This window comes from Tessaracoccus sp. MC1865, assembly GCF_017815535.1.
GTDB lineage: Bacteria > Actinomycetota > Actinomycetes > Propionibacteriales > Propionibacteriaceae > Arachnia.
Window position 1 is genome coordinate 1028216 of record NZ_CP072596.1, and the last position, 16075, is coordinate 1044290.

At 70.5% G+C, this 16075-nt stretch carries 17 protein-coding genes; 14 read left to right on the forward strand and 3 right to left on the reverse strand.

Features of this window, described 5'->3' with window-relative positions:
* The first annotated feature begins 28 nt into the window (after positions 1 to 28).
* Genes J7D54_RS04635 through J7D54_RS04645 form a run of 3 tightly spaced genes read left to right on the forward strand, consistent with a single transcriptional unit; the run spans position 29 to position 3524 of the window.
* Entirely contained in the window at positions 29 to 1021 is a 993-nt protein-coding gene (locus J7D54_RS04635) for a glycosyltransferase family 2 protein (RefSeq protein WP_256437889.1), read from the forward strand.
* A 32-nt stretch (positions 1022 to 1053) separates the two neighbouring features.
* Positions 1054 to 2430: a hypothetical protein gene (locus J7D54_RS04640; RefSeq protein ID WP_182764486.1), complete on the forward strand. Its 1377-nt coding sequence runs from the start codon at positions 1054 to 1056 to the stop codon at positions 2428 to 2430.
* Entirely contained in the window at positions 2427 to 3524 is a 1098-nt protein-coding gene (locus J7D54_RS04645) for a hypothetical protein (RefSeq protein WP_182764485.1), read from the forward strand. Before J7D54_RS04640 ends, J7D54_RS04645 begins: the two co-directional genes overlap by 4 nt.
* Here J7D54_RS04645 and J7D54_RS04650 read toward each other — a convergent pair.
* Positions 3518 to 4168, reverse strand: coding sequence for a TIGR03089 family protein (locus tag J7D54_RS04650; protein WP_182764617.1), 651 nt, complete (start codon positions 4166 to 4168; stop codon positions 3518 to 3520). The two genes, J7D54_RS04645 and J7D54_RS04650, sit on opposite strands and share 7 nt — an antisense overlap.
* Before the next feature lie 30 nt (positions 4169 to 4198).
* Here J7D54_RS04650 and J7D54_RS04655 point away from each other — a divergent pair, with 30 nt between their 5' ends.
* The 5 genes from J7D54_RS04655 (at position 4199) to J7D54_RS04675 (ending at position 10358) form a co-directional block, all read left to right on the forward strand.
* Entirely contained in the window at positions 4199 to 5278 is a 1080-nt protein-coding gene (locus J7D54_RS04655) for a mannose-1-phosphate guanylyltransferase (protein WP_182764484.1), read from the forward strand.
* Positions 5279 to 5304: 26 nt separating this feature from the next.
* Positions 5305 to 5787, forward strand: a complete 483-nt coding sequence (locus J7D54_RS04660) for a hypothetical protein (RefSeq protein WP_182764483.1) — start codon at positions 5305 to 5307, stop codon at positions 5785 to 5787.
* An 80-nt stretch (positions 5788 to 5867) separates the two neighbouring features.
* Entirely contained in the window at positions 5868 to 6122 is a 255-nt protein-coding gene (locus tag J7D54_RS04665) for a WhiB family transcriptional regulator (RefSeq protein ID WP_182764482.1), read from the forward strand.
* 7 nt (positions 6123 to 6129) lie between these two features.
* Positions 6130 to 9117 carry a glycosyltransferase gene (locus J7D54_RS04670; RefSeq protein WP_182764481.1) on the forward strand — a complete coding sequence of 996 codons (2988 nt, stop codon included), beginning with the start codon at positions 6130 to 6132 and terminating at the stop codon, positions 9115 to 9117.
* Positions 9114 to 10358, forward strand: a complete 1245-nt coding sequence (locus J7D54_RS04675) for a DUF5719 family protein (protein WP_182764480.1) — start codon at positions 9114 to 9116, stop codon at positions 10356 to 10358. Before J7D54_RS04670 ends, J7D54_RS04675 begins: the two co-directional genes overlap by 4 nt.
* A gap of 18 nt (positions 10359 to 10376) precedes the next feature.
* Here J7D54_RS04675 and J7D54_RS04680 read toward each other — a convergent pair whose 3' ends face one another.
* Positions 10377 to 10814, reverse strand: coding sequence for a metallopeptidase family protein (locus J7D54_RS04680; protein ID WP_182764479.1), 438 nt, complete (start codon positions 10812 to 10814; stop codon positions 10377 to 10379).
* Between the two features lie 37 nt (positions 10815 to 10851).
* Here J7D54_RS04680 and J7D54_RS04685 point away from each other — a divergent pair, with 37 nt between their 5' ends.
* Genes J7D54_RS04685 through ahcY form a run of 6 tightly spaced genes read left to right on the forward strand, consistent with a single transcriptional unit; the run spans position 10852 to position 15721 of the window.
* A complete protein-coding gene (locus J7D54_RS04685; RefSeq protein ID WP_256437890.1) occupies positions 10852 to 11232 on the forward strand; it encodes a DUF3499 domain-containing protein in 381 nt (126 codons plus the stop codon).
* 22 nt (positions 11233 to 11254) lie between these two features.
* Positions 11255 to 12613 carry a phosphomannomutase/phosphoglucomutase gene (gene manB, locus J7D54_RS04690; protein ID WP_182764477.1) on the forward strand — a complete coding sequence of 453 codons (1359 nt, stop codon included), beginning with the start codon at positions 11255 to 11257 and terminating at the stop codon, positions 12611 to 12613.
* A 26-nt stretch (positions 12614 to 12639) separates the two neighbouring features.
* Positions 12640 to 12828 carry a Trm112 family protein gene (locus J7D54_RS04695; protein ID WP_076060328.1) on the forward strand — a complete coding sequence of 63 codons (189 nt, stop codon included), beginning with the start codon at positions 12640 to 12642 and terminating at the stop codon, positions 12826 to 12828.
* Complete coding sequence (locus J7D54_RS04700; RefSeq protein WP_245244143.1) at positions 12825 to 13847, forward strand: SIS domain-containing protein; 1023 nt, start codon at positions 12825 to 12827, stop codon at positions 13845 to 13847. Before J7D54_RS04695 ends, J7D54_RS04700 begins: the two co-directional genes overlap by 4 nt.
* Positions 13848 to 13863: 16 nt before the next feature.
* Entirely contained in the window at positions 13864 to 14286 is a 423-nt protein-coding gene (locus tag J7D54_RS04705; RefSeq protein WP_182764476.1) for a type II 3-dehydroquinate dehydratase, read from the forward strand.
* On the forward strand, positions 14252 to 15721 hold the full coding sequence (gene ahcY, locus J7D54_RS04710) for an adenosylhomocysteinase (RefSeq protein ID WP_182764475.1): 1470 nt from the start codon (positions 14252 to 14254) through the stop codon (positions 15719 to 15721). Before J7D54_RS04705 ends, ahcY begins: the two co-directional genes overlap by 35 nt.
* Before the next feature lie 72 nt (positions 15722 to 15793).
* On the opposite strand, the gene J7D54_RS04715 is transcribed toward ahcY, so the two are convergent.
* Positions 15794 to 16036 carry a DUF3039 domain-containing protein gene (locus J7D54_RS04715; RefSeq protein ID WP_182764474.1) on the reverse strand — a complete coding sequence of 81 codons (243 nt, stop codon included), beginning with the start codon at positions 16034 to 16036 and terminating at the stop codon, positions 15794 to 15796.
* Between the last annotated feature and the right edge of the window lie 39 nt (positions 16037 to 16075).

Consider the following 16075-nt stretch of genomic DNA (forward strand, 5'->3'; position numbering starts at 1 on the left):
GTGGGCGCCGGAGAAGGGAGTCCGCAGCGTGCAGCAGAGCGTCAGCGTGGTGATGCCGATCCGCAACGAGGAACCACACCTCACGGCGGCCGTCGAGCGGGTCCTCAGCCAGGGTTATCCGGGCGACCTGGAGATCCTGCTCGCAGTGGCTCCCAGCACAGACCGCACCAGGGAGATCGCCGACCAGCTGGCGGCCGCTGACCCGCGCATCCGGGTTCTCGACAACCCGGAGGGGTACACCCCCGTCGGGCTCAACATCGCCATCCACGCGGCACGGCACCCCGTCATCGTGCGTGTCGACGGGCACGGTGAGCTGAGCCCCGGCTACATCGCCACCGCGGTGCGCCTCCTCGAGGAGACGGGCGCCGCCAACGTGGGCGGCCGGATGGACGCGCAGGGCACCTCGGCCCTCTCGGAGGCCATCGCCGCCGCGTACAACTCCCGCCTGGGCCTCGGGGGCGGTGGGTTCCACCTCGCCGACACCCCGCCCGGGCCGGCCGACACCGTGTTCCTCGGCGTGTTCCGCCGCGAGGTGCTGGAGGAGATCGGCGGATTCGACGAGACGCTCCACCGCGCCCAGGACTGGGAACTGAACTACCGGCTCCGCACCGCCGGCCACCTCGTCTACTTCTCCCCGGACCTGCGCGTCGTCTACCGTCCCCGCAACAGCTACGAGGCGCTCGCCAAGCAGTTCTTCACCACCGGCCAGTGGCGCCGCGAAGTGATCCGCCGCCATCCGGAGACCGCCTCGCTGCGCTATCTCGCCCCGCCGTTCGCGGTGCTGGGCATGGGCGGCGGTCTCCTCGGGGGTCTGCTCGGCCTCGTGCTGCGCAACCGGCTGCTCACCGCGCTCCTCGTGGCGCCGCTGGTCTACATGTCGTTCCTGACGGTGGCCACCGCAACGATGGAGACCACGGCGCGGGCCCGCACCCGCCTGCCGCTCGTGCTCGCGATCATGCACGTGGCGTGGGGCGCGGGCTTCGTCCGTGGTCTGCCGGATCGCGCTGACACCCTGGGATGAGTGCCCCGCAGGAACGTGCCAAGATGGATCCCATGAGTTGGCAGACCCCGGAGCCCGCATCGCGCGGGACTGATTCCCGGGCTGCCACCGAAGTACTCCTGCAAGCCCAACGACTGGCAGACAGGCTGCGCGAAGAGGCCCAGTCAGAGGCAGACCGCATCCGCACCGAAACCGTCGAACTCACCCAGCAGCGCGATGAACTGGCGGGCGAGGTCACCTTCGCCCGCCGTCGGCTGGAGGAGGCGAAGGCGGACGCCCAGCGCACGCTGTCAGACGCCGTCGCGCAGGCCGGCGCCATCAGCGGACGTGCCCAGGAAGGTGCCGACGAGGTCGTCGCTGAAGCGCGTGCCGATGCGGAGCGCATCGTCGCCGAAGCCCAGAGCCGGGCTGCGCGCCAGCTCGAGGACGCAACCGCGGAGGCCGCACGCATCAGGGCGGAGGTGTCGGCCTGGCGCGAGAAGGTCGAGGTGGAGGGGCACGCCGCCCGCGCCCTCGTCGACGACGAACTCACAGCCCAGCGCGCAGCGCACGACGAGCGCATCGCCAGGGAACAGGCCGAAGCGGACCAGGAACTCGCCGCCCGCCGGGAAGAGATGCAGCGGCTGGAGGACGAGGCCGCAGCGCGGCTCGCCGCCGAGCGCGAAGCCGTGGAGCGGGAGATGACGCAGCTGCGCGAGGAGACGGCGGGCCAGGTGGCCCGGCTGACGTCCGAGGCGCAGCGGCAGGCCGACGCGCAACTCGCGGCGGCCTCCAGCCAGATGGAGTGGGCCCAGACCACCGTCGCGGCGCTGCTCGACGGCGCGCGCGTGGACGTGGCGCGCCGCAAGCAGCAGGCGCACCTCGACCAGGCCCGCCGCACGGCGGAGCTGAGAGCCAAGCTGTCGGCCACCACCCAGCGTTCCGTGAACGCAGCCCGCCAGCGGCTGCGCGCGGCAGACGTGGAGGCGCACGACACCCGCGGCAGGGCCGACGCCGAACTCGCCGCCGCCGCACAGCACGCCCAGCGCACCCGGGCGGAGGCGGACCAGCAGGCTGCCGACACCGTGGAACGGGCGAAGCGCGAAGCGGAGGCGATCGTGCAGCGGGCGGATCAGCGCATGACGGAGGCTGAAGCCAGCTCCGAGATGCTCCGCGAGCAGCTCACGGCAGAGCTCGAGCGCACCCAGAAGGCGTCCTACGAACGCACCCGCGCCACCCGCGAGGAGGCCGTCCGCCTCCTGTCCGACGCGCGGGTCGAGGCCGAGACCATCCGCACGCAGGCCCGCGACATGCTGGCCGCTGCCCGGCAGGAAGTCGCGGGGCTGACGAAGCGCCGCGACGACATCACCCTGCAACTCAATTCGCTCTCCGGCGTGATCGAAGCGCTGTCAGTGCCAGGTACCACCACTCAAGACGAGGAACACTCATGAGCTCCACTTTCCGCACCGTGCTTCGTGGCTACGAGCCGGCCCAGGTCGACGCCGAGATCGCCACGCTGCAGCAGGCGCTGGATTCCGCCCGCGCAGAGCTGGGTGAGTTCACCATCCGCCTCAAGGAGGCCGCCGCGGAGCGCGAGCAACTGGCCCAGGAACTGGCCGCCGCCAAGAGCCGATCCGAGGAGCAGTCCCGCGCCGCGTCCATGGTGTCGCGCCCGGCCTTCACCGATCTCGGCGAGCGCGTGGGCCGCATCCTCACCCTGGCCGAGGAAGAGGCCGAGGAGATGAAACGGGCGGCGAAGGAGAAGGCCAACCAGCTCGTCGAGGACGCGCAGAAGAGGGCCCAGGCCGCGCTGACCGAGGCCGACCGGTACGCCGTCGACACGCGCAGCTCCGCAGACGCCGACGCCGAGGCGAAGCTCACCGGCGCCCAGCGCCGGGCCGACGAGATCCTCGACAACGCGGACCGCGAGGCCGCGGCCCGTCGCGAAGAGGCCGAGGCCGTCTACGAGTCCCAGCAGGCCCGCGCCGCCCAGGCCGCCGCGGACTTCGAGCGGACGCTGTCCGAACGCCGCAACGCCGCCACCGCAGACTTCAACCTGGCCATGGGCCAGCGCGAGGAGCAGCTCACTGCCGCCGAGGAGAACCTGCGCGGCGCCGAGAACGACGCGCTGCGCGTGATCGCCGACGCCAACACGCAGGCCGAATCCATCCGCAACAAGGCGCAGGCCGAGGCCGACGAGCTGATCGGGGAGGCCCGCACGCAGGCAGACCGGATCCGCCGCGACTCGGACCGCGAACTGTCGGCGCTGACCCAGCGTCGCGATTCGATTACGGCGCAACTGTCCAATGTGCGCCAGATGCTTGCCACACTGGGTGGAGGCGCCGCGCTCGCGGTGGTCGACAACCAGGAGGCAGCCATGTCACAGAACCAGGCAGATCCGGCGAACGTGGATCATCAGCACGACGACGATGATCGCGTCCACGCCCAGGAGGCATCCGAAGGCGCGAAGAACGAGGGCGAGACCCATCCTGACAACCGCGTCCACGATCAGGACCCGGCAGAGGGCGCCGAAGACATTCAGTGAGTGACGCGCTCGTCGGCACCGATCCGGGCGGCTTCGTCGTCTGAGGTGTTGACGGCCACGACGGTTGAGCCGGTGCCCAGCACCGGCGCAACCAACGCACGCGCCACCGTCTCCCACCCGGGTGCCGGGTCACGCAGCAGCACGCGCCCGTCGCTCGCGCCCACTTCCGGGGCGGCGGCGCCGTCCCAGGAGAAGGACTCGCCGTCGAGCGCCACGTCGTGGAGGTCCGGCTGCCCGAACACCTCGCGGTAGTCGACGGCGTCCACGGGCGGGGTGGTGAACCCCAGGCCCAGCGGATGCAGCGAGCAGGCCACCGTGATCTCCGCGCGGCGGTCATCGCCGGGCCCCACCACCAGGAAATCCGCGCCCGTCGCGTCGCTGTTGACGGGGCAGCCCCGCTGCCAGGCGGCCGCGATCCACACCATCGTCACCCAGTGGCCGGGATGCGACGAGGCCAGCGCGACGTCGATGGGCTCGCCGTCGTCGTGCCCGAGGTCCGCGATGAGGTTGGCGGTCTTGTCCACCCAGTTGGCGAACGTGACCGCGGACAGTTCGATGCGTGAGCCTTCCGCTCCGTCGTAGTAGGTGAACAGCGGCTGCGCGCCCTGCCGGGCGACGCGCTTCTGGAGGGCGGAAACGAGCATGGGTGCAGCCTAGACGGCTAGGGTCTTTCCATGCGTTACGTCGTCATCATGGCCGGTGGGTCCGGCACGCGCCTGTGGCCGCTCTCGCGCAAGGGCAGGCCGAAGCAGTTGCTGGAGATGGTGGGCGGGAAGTCCCTGCTCCGGCTGGCCTACGAACGACTGGACGGACTCGTCGACAAGAACCGCATCCTGGTCTGCACGGGCCGCAGCTACGCCGACGACGTGGCACGCCAGCTTCCGGAACTCGCGCCCGGCAACATCCTGGGGGAGCCCGAGGGCCGCGACTCCCTCAACGCGGTGGCCTGGTCCGCAGCCGTCGTCGCGGACCGTGATCCCGACGGGGTGGTCGCCATGGTGACGGCTGACCAGATCATCGAACCCGTCGACGAGTTCCAACGTTCCTTGTCGCTCGCCTTCGACGTCGCGGAGGCCCGCCCCAACGCGCTGGTCACCCTCGGCGTCGTGCCCACCTCGCCGCACACCGGCTACGGCTACCTGCACCGCGCGGACGAACTCGAGGGCTTCAGCGGAGTCCACCGCGTCGCGGAGTTCAAGGAGAAGCCCAGCCGGGACGTCGCCGTCGCATACGTGAACTCGGGGGAGTACTGGTGGAACGCCGGCATGTTCGTCTGGCGGGCCAACACCTTGCTCAGCCAACTGGACCAGCTGCTGCCGGACACGGCCCGGACCGTGCGCGAAATCGTGGCGCATCCCGAGCGCCTGGATGAGCTGTTCCCGACCCTCCAGAAGATCTCCGTGGACTACGCGGTGATGGAGCCCGCCTCCGTGGGCAAGACCGACGCCGAGGTGGTCAGCGTCGGGCTGCACATCCATTGGAAGGACGTGGGTGGTTTCCTGTCGCTCGCGGAGTTGTTCACCCGCGACGAGCACGGCAACGCCGTCGACGGCCGGACGGTGACCCTGGATTCGTCGGGCTCGGTGCTGGTCAACGCCGCTGGGCCGGACCATGTGGTGGCCGCGCTGGGCCTGAAGAACTGTCTCGTGGTGGCCACGGAGACTGCCACGTTGGTGGCCGGCCTCGAAGATTCCGAGCGGATCCGTGAACTCGTCGAGCTGGTGCGAACCCGTGTTGGGGCAGAATACGCCTAACCCGTCCGCAGCCGTCTGGAGGAACCATGCGAGACACCCGGTTCGTGAGGCGTCTCCTCGCGGTCGTCCTGGTGGCTTCCGCGGTGGTTCACGTCAGCGCGCTGCTGCTCGTCGGGCTGGTCCTCCTCCCCGTCGGTGAGTCGGGGCGCAGCTTCCTCCTCTGGCCGCTGTCCGTGACGGCGCTCGCGGTGAGCCTCGGTGTCGTCGTCTGGGGGGCGACCACGGTGGTCCGGGTGTCTGCCATGGCGGCGTCGTCGTCGCCCCAGGATCGGCAGGCTCGAGCCCAACTCCCGCCCCCTACAGCGGCGCCCACTCCAGAGGCCCACTCGACGGTGATCAACCCCAAGCGGGAACCGGCCGGGTCGCCCCAGACGCCGTCGGAACAGCAGTCGCAGCACTCACCCGGGACATGGACGACGTCGACCACTCCCTGGCCCCGCGCCGACGAAGAGGATCCCAACGGCACCCTGATCCGTCCGCCTTACAGGGTGAGCAACCGCAATGCGTGAATAGTTTCGACGGATATCCGCCTTCCGCTTGACCGATCAAAATCACTCGTGTGTAATTCAAGGCAAGAAAGGAGGGGTACATGGACGAGACATGGGAGCTCTTCGCTGATGAGGGGACTTTTGCATGGCAGGCTGAAGCGCTGTGTGCCCAAACCGATCCGGAAGCCTTCTTCCCTGAGAAGGGTGGGTCGACCCGTGATGCGAAACGGGTCTGCCTGAGTTGCACAGTGCGCACCGAATGCCTTGAATACGCCCTCGCACACGACGAGCGTTTCGGCATCTGGGGCGGGCTTTCTGAGCGGGAGCGCCGCAAGCTCAAGCGCGCTGCCGGCTGAGCGCCTCGTGACCGAGGAACCGCAGCGCGGGGTGATCGACGACGACCTCTGGTCGTGGATCGAGCACGAAGACCCCGTCGCTGACGTCCCCGAGGTCGATCCTTCTTCTGTGGTCGCCGTCATGGTGACCCACAACGCAGCTGAATGGCTGCCCCGGCAGTTGCTGTCCGTCGCGATGCTGAGCACCCGACCCGGCCGGATCGTCGTCGTCGACACCGGCTCAACTGACGAGACTCCAGAACTGGTTGCGCGGGCCCTGGACGAGGGCGTCATTGACGACTTCCTCCGCGCCGACGCCACCACCACGTTCGGTGGCGCGGTCCATGCGGCGCTCGCGGACACCGAGCCGGAATGGATCTGGCTCCTCCACGACGACTCAGCACCCCACCGGGACGCGCTGGCGCATCTGTTGGAGGGCGCCCGCCAGGCCGACGTCGTGGTGCCCAAACTCCTGCAGCCCAAGCGCCGCAACTATCCCGAGACCCTCTCCGAGGTGGGCCAGGCCATCACACCGGGCGGGCTCCGGGTCCCCATGGTGGAGGCCGGCGACGTCGATCAGGGGCAGACCGAGCCGCGCGACGTGCTGGGCGCCTCCACCGCGGGCCTGCTGATCCGCGGCGGCACTTGGCGCGAGGTGGGTGGTCTCGCCCCGGAGGTGGAGCGGCACCGCGACGGCGTCGACTTCGGCTGGCGCGCCAACGCGCTTGGTTTCCGCGTGCTGACGTGGCCCGCGGCCTCGCTGCACCACCGGCGGGTGGGGCACACGGGGGAGCGGCCCTCGAAACAACACCCCCACCTCGACGACAGGCTGGCGGCGCTACGCATCGCGGGCGCCCGCGGGGCCTCGGGCTTCGGGCTGGCCGCAGCCTCGGTGTTCCGGGCGTTGGGCTTCCTGCTGGGCAAGTCGCCGTCGTTCGCCGCTGCGGAGATGCGCGCGCTGGGCAGGTACCAGCGCAGCTCGTCCCTCACCCGGTCGCTGAAGGACCGTTTCCCCACCGAGGACATGACGCCCTCAGACTTGCTGCCCAACCGTTGGTGGCCGGTGCGCAACGCGGCGGACAAGGTGGGCCACGGACTCTCCGAGCGCTACCGCAACCTCACCGACGTCTCGGCGGACACCTCGATCGACGAACTCACCGGCGATGACTTCGCCGGCGGGCAGATCCGCCGCAGGGTCTTCTCGCCGGTGACCGCCCTGGTCGTCGTCCTGCTCATCGCCGCGTTCATCGCCGGGCGCACCCTGCTGGGTGCAGGCCCTGTCTCGGGCGGCGGCATGCTGCCGGCGCCGTCGTCCCTCGGCGCCGCCTGGCAGGCCTACCTCACGGGCGAGGCCCCCTGGTTGGGCCTGGCCGCTTTCGCGTCTCTGGGCGGGCTCGGCAGCCCCGGCTGGTTCGCCTTCCTCGCCGTGCTGTTGACACCGCTGCTGGCCGGGTTGGCCGCCCTCGCGTTGCTGCGGCGGGTGGGACTCGCGGCGGGGCCCGCTGCCGCGGTGAGCGCGGTCTGGGCCGGCGCCACCATCCTATTGGGGCTGGTGACGGCCGGCGACGTCAGCGGCATGGTGCTCTCGGTGGCCGGGCCCTTGCTGGCTCGGGCGGTGCTCGCCGTCGTGCGGAGCGAGGCCAGCGGTGCCGAACGGCTCCGCGCGCCTGCCGGCGCCGGCTTCTGGCTCATCGTGGTGGCCTCGGTGTGGCCTGCCGCTCTCCTCTTCGTGACCATCGCGGGCGTCGCCTGGGGCGCGCGGCACCGGCACCGCGTCGTCGACGTGGTGGTGGGGGTGCTTCCCGCCTGGATCTTCTTCGCGCCCTGGCTGCCCACCCTCGCGCGCTACCCGGGGCGCCTGCTGACGGGGGTGGACCCGCTCGCCTGGCCGGACTTCCCGCCCGCCTCGTACGCGTTGGTCGTGGGTCGCATCCTCCCCTCGGGCCTACCCGTCTGGGCCAACGTGGCGTTCTTCGCTGTGCTGGGCGTCGTGGCGCTGTTCGCCGTCGCCGGGCTCAGGTACCGCCAGTGGCTCTGGACGCTGGTGGGCATCGCGGCGCCCCTGGTGCTGGGCACGCTCCTGTCTCGGCTCACGCTCGAGGTCGACGGCGGCACGGCCCGCGCGCTGCTGTCGCCGTGGGCGCTGCTCGTGGTGGCGGCGCTGCTGGCACCCGTCGTGTTCGCCGAACGGGACGCGGGCCGGAAACGGCGCGCGGCGCTGCTGGCGCTGGTCCTGGCCGCCCTGCTGGCCTTCGGCGCCTGGGGCTGGGTGGGCTTCGCCGGCCCGGTCCGTTCCACCACCAGCGTGCTGCCGGGCTATGTCCGCGACGTGATGTTCTCCCCGCGTGACACCAGGGCCCTGGCCGTCGAGCTGTCTCCGGACGGCACCGTCGACTGGAACGTCGTGGATGCGCGCCAGCCCCGCTGGGGTTCGGCGGAGCGCAATCCGGCGGGGTCCTTCGCCGGCCAGTTCACCACGCTGGTGCACGCCATCGCGAGCGGTTCCGTGCCGGACGACCTGGCTGAGCGACTGCGCCTCATGGGCGTGTCCCACGTGTGGCTGCGCGGCTTCGACGACGACCAGCGGGCCGCCATGGACAATCTGGAGGGTCTGGTGGGCGCCGCCGCGGACGACCGATCCGTCGTCTGGACGGTCAGCGGGCTGGTCTCGCGCGTGACGTACGCAGCGGAGGACCCGGAACCCGTACCCGTGACCGACGGGCACCTTCCCGAGGGCGACGACGGGCGCTACCTGGTCGTCGCAGAGCCGGCAGAGTCAGACTGGGTGGCCACGCTCAACGGCCGCGACCTTGAGCGCACCAGCGGGTTCTCCTGGGCGGCCCTGGACACCGAGATGCTCACGTTCGACGCGGGTGCCGAGGCGGGCGAACTCGTCGTCGAGCCTGCGCCGCGCGACGGCAGGTTCGTGCTGCACCTCCTGGTGATGCTGGGCCTCGCGCTGCTCGCGGCGCCCACCCTGGGGGCCGCCACGGCGGCCCGGAGGGGACAGGAATGATCAGACGGATACTCGTGACCCTCGTGGCGTTCCTGGTCATCGGTGGCCTCGCTGTGGGACTGTCGCTCCTGACCCCGGCCCGGGTGCCGGCCTCCGCGACGGTGGACCTGCCCCGCACCACGCGGATGACCTGCCTGCAGTCGGGCGACGCGCTGGCCTATTCGGCCGGGACGATGACCGCCACGGCCACGGAGTCCGGCGACCAGGTCTTCTCCCGCACCGGCTCGGGCCTGTTCGCCGGGGTGGACGGGCCGTTCGTGATCGGCGCCGATGCCCTGGCGGTCGCGGGCATCTACGCGGCCGGGCCGGCCCGCACGTTCGCGCCCTGTGCGCCCGCGGCGACGTCCGGCACCATCGTGGTCACGGAGCCGGGCGACGCCGAACTGCTGATCACCAACAGCGACGCGAACGAGGCCATCGTGGACCTCACCCTGCTCGGCCCGGACGGTGAGGTGGCCGCCATCGGTGCCCGCGGCATCGCGGTGGCCCCGGGTGTGTCCCGCAGGATCGCGCTGTCCGTGCTGTCCCCGGAGGGGCCGGTGGGCGTGTCATTCCGGGCCAGCGAGGGGCGCGTGGCCATGGCTGCGGTCAACGTCGAGGGACGCGCCGCCCGATACGTGGCGCCCACGCGCCCCGCCCTGGAGCACCTCATCGGGGGCGTGCCCCCCGGCGCGTCAGACGTGCAACTGGTGATCAGCAACCCGCGCGAGGAACGCGCCGACATCACCGTGACCGCGCTGGGCGCCACGTCGTCCTACGAACTCGCCGCCACCGCAGACCTGAGCGTCGAGCCCATGTCGAGCGTCGTGGTTCCCATCGCGGAATCGCTCGGCGGCGAGGCGAGCGCCATCCGCGTCGAATCCACCCAGGAGGTGGCCGCAGGGGTGGTGGTGAGCGGCCCGACGGGGAGCCCCGCCACCCTGGTCGACGTGGAGGCCGCACCGGAGCTGGCGGCCACCACGATGGGTGGCGCCCTCCAGATCACGAACCCGGGGACCGACCCGGTCGAGGTGAAGGTGTCTGCCGGGGAAGGGTTCACGCTGACGGTGTCGCCCGGGACCACCGTCGTGCAGGTCCTCCCCCTGGCGGCCCAGCAGCTCATCACCGTGACGGCGGACGACCCTGTGATCGCTTCGGCCGCCACGTCGGAGGCAACGGGCACCATCATCGTGCCGCTGGGCGGTGTGGCCGATGAGCCACGCTCGACCGGCAGGGCGGAGCTGGACGCCCACCTGAGGTGACCCGCCGTCCGGCGGGCGTCAGTCCCAGTCGTCCCAGTTCTCGTCGCCCCCCAGGTCTTCGATGCTCCGGCCGGTGAGCGTGCTCAACTGCTCGACGATGGTGCGGTGCACCAGGCGGCGCAATTCCGCGCGCGACGAGGCGCGGTGCTCGAGCGGACGCTCGAAGATCACGATCTGGGCCTTCCGGCCCCTGCTCGGTTCCACCGCCGCGGACAGCGGCACGCGGTCTCCCGTCCAACCGCCACGCAGGTGGGGAACCTCCTCGACCCCGACGATGATCCCGTTCAGCGCATCCGGGCAGGCACCGGCGATGTCGACCATCGCGTTGGTGACGCATTCGTTGAAGTAGTCCACGCGCGTGGGCCGGCCGAGGGGCACCGGCTTGCCCGACAGCGGGTTGGGCGTGGCCAACGGGCCCCGCATTCCGCGGTCATGTCGGTCTCTTCTGCGTGGCATGTCGCCACTCTAGTAGCGGGTGAGATACCTTGCTCGGGTGCGTTCCTGTTCCCGTACCGCGTGTGCCGCCCCGGCGGTGGCGACGATGACGTACGTCTATGCAGACTCCACGGCGGTCCTGGGGCCCCTGTCGCTGACGCCGGAACCGGGGATCTACGACCTGTGCCAGCGCCACGCGGAGCGCACCAGCCCGCCGAACGGCTGGGAGATGATCCGGCTGCCGCTCAACGGCACCGCCCCCGCCCCCACGCAGGAGACGTCCGACGACCTCATGGCGCTGGCGGATGCGGTGCGGGCCATCGGCCTACGGAATGACGACGTCGCGCCGCCGCTGACCAGCGTGGTCATCCCCGTCGTCGCCGCTGCGCCCGATCCGGCCCGTGGCGGCCACCTGCGGCTCGTCCCGACGGGCGAGTGACCAGGTTCGCTACCCTGAGCAGGTGCTTGAGCGAGACATCTTCAAGGCCAACGACATCCGCGGCATCGTCGTCGGCGACAACCCACAGTGGGACCTTGACGGGGCCCGGGCGCTGGGCGCCGCCTTCGTCGAGTTGCTCGAGCCGGAGGAATTCGTGCTCGGCCGCGACATGCGGGTGCTCGGCCGCGAACTGTCCTGGGCCTTCATCGACGGGGCGCGCCGCGCCGGCGCCTCCGTGGTGGACATCGGCCTCAGCTCGACGGACCAGCTGTGGTTCGCGTCGGGCCAGCTGAGCCTGCCCGGCGTGCAGTTCACCGCCAGCCACAACCCGTCCGAATACAACGGCATCAAGTTCTGCCTGGCGGACGCCAGGCCCGTGCCGCCGGATTTCATGAACCGGCTGCGTGACCTCGCCGCCACGGTCGAACTCGGCGACGAGGTGCGGGGCGAGGTCCGCGAACTCGACTGCCTGGAGGACTACGCGGACAAGCTCGGCGATCTGGTCCCGGCCACGGGGGAGCGCGAGCTCACCGTCGTTGTCGACGCGGGCAACGGCATGGCCGGTCACACCGCGCTGACCGCGCTGGCCGGGCGATCCCTCGACATCGTCGGCCTCTACCTCGACCTGGACGGCTCGTTCCCGAACCATCCTGCCAACCCCCTGGAGCCCGCGAACCTAGTCGACGCGCAGCGCGCCGTCGTCGACAACGACGCCGACCTCGGTCTGGTCTTCGACGGCGACGCCGACCGCTGCTTCATCATCGACGAGCAGGGCGAGGTGGTGGACCCCTCGGTCATCACCGCCATGATCGCGGTGGCGGAACTGGCGAAGCACCCCGGTTCCACCATCGTGACCAACACCATCACCTCCTGGGGCGTCGGCGAGGCCGTGGAGGCGGCCGGCGGCACCATCCGGCAGTCGCGCGTGGGCCACACCTACGTCAAGGCGCTGATGGCCGAGACCGGCGCCGTCTTCGGCGGGGAACACTCCGCGCACTACTACTTCCGCGACTTCTGGTCGGCCGACACCGGCATGCTCGCAGCGCTGCACGTGATCGAACTGCTCCGCTCCGCGGACAGGCCGCTCTCGCAGCTGGCCGCCGTCTACGACTCCTACCGCCGCTCCGGCGAACTCAACTCCACCGTCGACGACGCGGAGGCCTGCATGGACGCGGTCGCCGCCGCGTTCGAGGGCAGGGGAGAGGCGGACCGGCTCGACGGGCTGAGCGTCCGCAACCCTACGGAGGGCTGGTGGATCAACCTGCGCCCCAGCAACACCGAGCCGCTCCTGCGGCTGAACGTGGAGGCCCGCAACCAGGCCACGATGGAAGCCCTGCGCGACGAGGTGCTCGCCCTCGTCCGGGCCGGGCAGCCCGACTAAGCTGACTTCACCACTGAGGAGGAACCATGGCCGAAACTCTCGAGCTGTCGCCCGAATTCATGGCGATCGCCGCGTGCCCCGCGTGCCACGCCAAGTTCGCCGTCGACTACGACCAGCAGGAACTCGTGTGCACCAACAACGCCTGTGCGCTGGCGTACCCGGTGCGCGACGGGATCCCCGTGCTGCTCATCGACCAGGCCCGTAGCACCCAGTGAACGGCCCCCAGTTCGACGATTCGCGCCTCGAAGCTGCTGATCTCGAGCAGCACGAGGGCCTTCGCGCCCTGGCCATGGCCGGTGCCCGCATCCGGCGCGCCGCGCTGACCGAGCCGCACGGGCACCTCGAGCGGGCAGACCGCCCGCGGGGTGTGCTGGCGATGGGTGCCGAGTCCAGGCTGGTGCGCGCCGTGCTCGAGCCCGCCTGCCCGGTGCCGTTCATGGCCTGGCCGGGCCCCGGGCTGCCCGCCTGGGTGGGTCCTCTGGACCTCGCGGTCATCCTCGGGACCACGGACACCCCCGGGTGGGTGGTGCAGTGCGCCGCGGAGGCCAACCGTCGTGGCGCCACGCTGATCGTCGCCGCCCCGGAGGATTGCGAACTGACGGAGGTGACGCGCTCCAACACCACCACGCTGATTCCGCTGGAGGAGAACGACCCCGTCGCGGCCGCCGTGTCTGTGCTGGCCCAGCTGGGCGCGCTCGGGCTCGGGCCGCTGGTGTACCCCGAACATGTGGCAGACGCGGCAGACCTCGTGGCCGAGGCGTGCGCGCCCACAAGTGACCTGTCGGAGAACCCCGGCAAGGAGCTCGCGCTCGCGCTCGCGGACAGGTTGCCGCTGATCTGGGGTGGCACGACGCTGGCCGCACGTGCGTCGCGGCGCATAGCCGAAGCGGTCCGCCGCGCCTGTGGTCGCCCCGCCCTCGCCGCAGATGCGTCGGAGATCCGCACCCTGCTGACCTCCGCCCCCATCCGTGACCCGTTCGCAGACCCCTTCGACGGCGACTCCGAGACCCAGCCGGTGCTGGTCCTGCTCGACGACGACAAACTGCCGGACCGGGTGTCCGGCGTGGCGATGGACCTGGCTGACGTGGCCGAATCGCGCGGCCTGCGGGTCGCCCGCGTCTCGTCCGGCGACGCGGACCTCGGCGCCACGGACGTCGAGCGCTACATCACGTTGCTGCAGAAGGGCCTCTACGGCGCTGCTTACCTGGAGATCGGCCTGACCGCCACCGAGTGACCGATATCCTCAGCGCATGCGCAAGGTTCTCGTCCTCAACGGCCCCAACCTCGGCCGGCTCGGTACCCGTCAGCCGGAGATCTACGGCGCCATGACCTACGCCGGCCTAGCCGAGCACCTCGTCGAGACCGGTGAAGGCATGGGCCTCGAGGTCGACGTCCGGCAGACGGAGCACGAGGGCCAGATGATCGAGTGGCTCCACGAGGCGGCCGACGGTGGCCTCCCCGTCGTCCTCAACGCAGGGGCCTGGACGCACTACTCGTATGCCATCGCGGATGCTGCGGCGCTGACCACGTACGTGGAGGTGCACATCTCCAACGTGCACGCGCGCGAGGGTTTCCGGGAACACAGCGTGCTGTCGGCCAAGGCGGCCGGCATCATCATCGGCTGCGGCGTGGGTGGATATGACCTCGCGCTGGCCCACGTGGCCGCCATGTAGAGTTGGGCCCGTGGATTTTCGTGTAGCTGACCTGTCCCTGGCCGACTTCGGCCGCAAGGAGATCACCCTCGCCGAGCATGAGATGCCCGGCCTCATGGCCATGCGCGAACGGTTCGGTGACTCCAAGCCGCTGAAGGGCGCCCGGATCGCCGGGTCGCTGCACATGACCATCCAGACAGCGGTGCTGATCGAGACCCTCGTGGCGCTGGGCGCCGACGTGCGCTGGGCCTCGTGCAACATCTTCTCCACCCAGGACCACGCGGCCGCGGCCATCGCCGTCGGCCCCGACGGCACGCCGGACAACCCGCAGGGTGTCCCGGTGTTCGCGTGGAAGGGCGAGACGCTGGAGGAGTACTGGTGGTGCACCCGCCAGATCCTCGAATGGCCGGACGGCCGGCACCCCAACATGATCCTCGACGACGGAGGCGACGCCACGCTGCTCGTCCACCAGGGCGTCGGAGCCCAGCGCGCGGGCGAGGCCCCGGCTGACGCCGACGACGACTCCCACGAGTTCCGCGTCGTCAAGCAGACCCTGCGCGACGCGTTCGGTCAGGTGGACTGGGAGGCCCTCGCCGCGTCGATCCAGGGCGTGACCGAGGAGACCACCACCGGAGTGCACCGCCTCTACGAGATGTCGAAGAACGGCACGCTGCTGTTCCCGGCCATCAACGTCAACGACTCGGTCACCAAGTCCAAGTTCGACAACCGGTACGGCTGCCGTCATTCGCTCATCGACGGCATCAACCGCGCCACCGACGTGCTGATCGGCGGCAAGGTCGCCGTCGTGTGCGGCTACGGCGACGTCGGCAAGGGCTGTGCGGAGTCGCTGCGCGGCCAGGGCGCCCGGGTCGTCGTGACGGAGGTGGACCCCATCTGCGCGCTGCAGGCCGCGATGGACGGCTACCAGGTCACCACGCTCGACGACGTGGTGGACACCGCAGACATCTTCGTCACCGCCACCGGCTGCCTCAACGTCATCTCGCACGAGCAGATGGCCCGCATGAAGCACCAGGCCATCGTCGGCAACATCGGCCACTTCGACAACGAGATCGACATGGCCGGCCTCGAGGCCCGCACGGATGTGCAGCGGGTCGAGATCAAGCCGCAGGTCCACGAGTGGCGCTTCGACGACGGCCACTCCGTCCTCGTCCTGTCCGAGGGGCGACTGCTGAACCTGGGCAACGCCACCGGCCACCCGTCGTTCGTGATGAGCAACTCGTTCACCAACCAGGTGCTCGCACAGATCGAGCTGTTCACCAAGCCGGCCGACTACCCGGTGGGCGTCTACGTGCTCCCGAAGCAGCTGGACGAGGAGGTGGCGCGCCTCCACCTGGGTGCGCTGGGCGTGAAGCTGACGGAACTGTCCGCCACGCAGGCCGCCTACCTGGGTGTCGACGTCGCCGGCCCGTACAAGTCCGAGTACTACCGCTACTGAGCGAACCCGCTACCGAAACGAGTCGCCGGCGAGCACCTGCTCGCCGGCGATTCTTTTGCCCAACAGTTGGTGTTACTCGCCCGGCCTCAGCGTCTGCCAGATCTCCTTGCACTCAGGGCACACCGGGAACTTGTCGGGGTTCTTGGTGGGCACCCAGACCTTGCCGCACAACGCCACGACCGGCGTGCCGGTGACCATGGCTTTCATCAGCTTGTCCTTGGGCACGTAGTGCGAGAAGCGGTCTTGGTCGCCGTCCTCGAACAACTCCGTGCGCTCGTCAACAACCGTCTGGGATCCGGGGGCCAGTTCACTCATGCGACAGATTCTACGTGGCCGCGCAGAGACACGTGCGGC

Excerpts from the sequence above, each read along its gene's own strand:
- J7D54_RS04640 (WP_182764486.1), top strand. The coding sequence starts at position 1,054 with ATGAGTTGGCAGACCCCGGAGCCCGCATCGCGCGGGACTGATTCCCGG.
- J7D54_RS04645 (WP_182764485.1), top strand. The coding sequence starts at position 2,427 with ATGAGCTCCACTTTCCGCACCGTGCTTCGTGGCTACGAGCCGGCCCAG.
- J7D54_RS04650 (WP_182764617.1), bottom strand. The coding sequence starts at position 4,168 with ATGCTCGTTTCCGCCCTCCAGAAGCGCGTCGCCCGGCAGGGCGCGCAG.
- J7D54_RS04655 (WP_182764484.1), top strand. The coding sequence starts at position 4,199 with ATGCGTTACGTCGTCATCATGGCCGGTGGGTCCGGCACGCGCCTGTGG.
- J7D54_RS04660 (WP_182764483.1), top strand. The coding sequence starts at position 5,305 with ATGCGAGACACCCGGTTCGTGAGGCGTCTCCTCGCGGTCGTCCTGGTG.
- J7D54_RS04665 (WP_182764482.1), top strand. The coding sequence starts at position 5,868 with ATGGACGAGACATGGGAGCTCTTCGCTGATGAGGGGACTTTTGCATGG.
- J7D54_RS04675 (WP_182764480.1), top strand. The coding sequence starts at position 9,114 with ATGATCAGACGGATACTCGTGACCCTCGTGGCGTTCCTGGTCATCGGT.
- J7D54_RS04680 (WP_182764479.1), bottom strand. The coding sequence starts at position 10,814 with ATGCCACGCAGAAGAGACCGACATGACCGCGGAATGCGGGGCCCGTTG.
- J7D54_RS04695 (WP_076060328.1), top strand. The coding sequence starts at position 12,640 with ATGGCCGAAACTCTCGAGCTGTCGCCCGAATTCATGGCGATCGCCGCG.
- J7D54_RS04705 (WP_182764476.1), top strand. The coding sequence starts at position 13,864 with ATGCGCAAGGTTCTCGTCCTCAACGGCCCCAACCTCGGCCGGCTCGGT.
- ahcY (WP_182764475.1), top strand. The coding sequence starts at position 14,252 with ATGACCTCGCGCTGGCCCACGTGGCCGCCATGTAGAGTTGGGCCCGTG.
- J7D54_RS04715 (WP_182764474.1), bottom strand. The coding sequence starts at position 16,036 with ATGAGTGAACTGGCCCCCGGATCCCAGACGGTTGTTGACGAGCGCACG.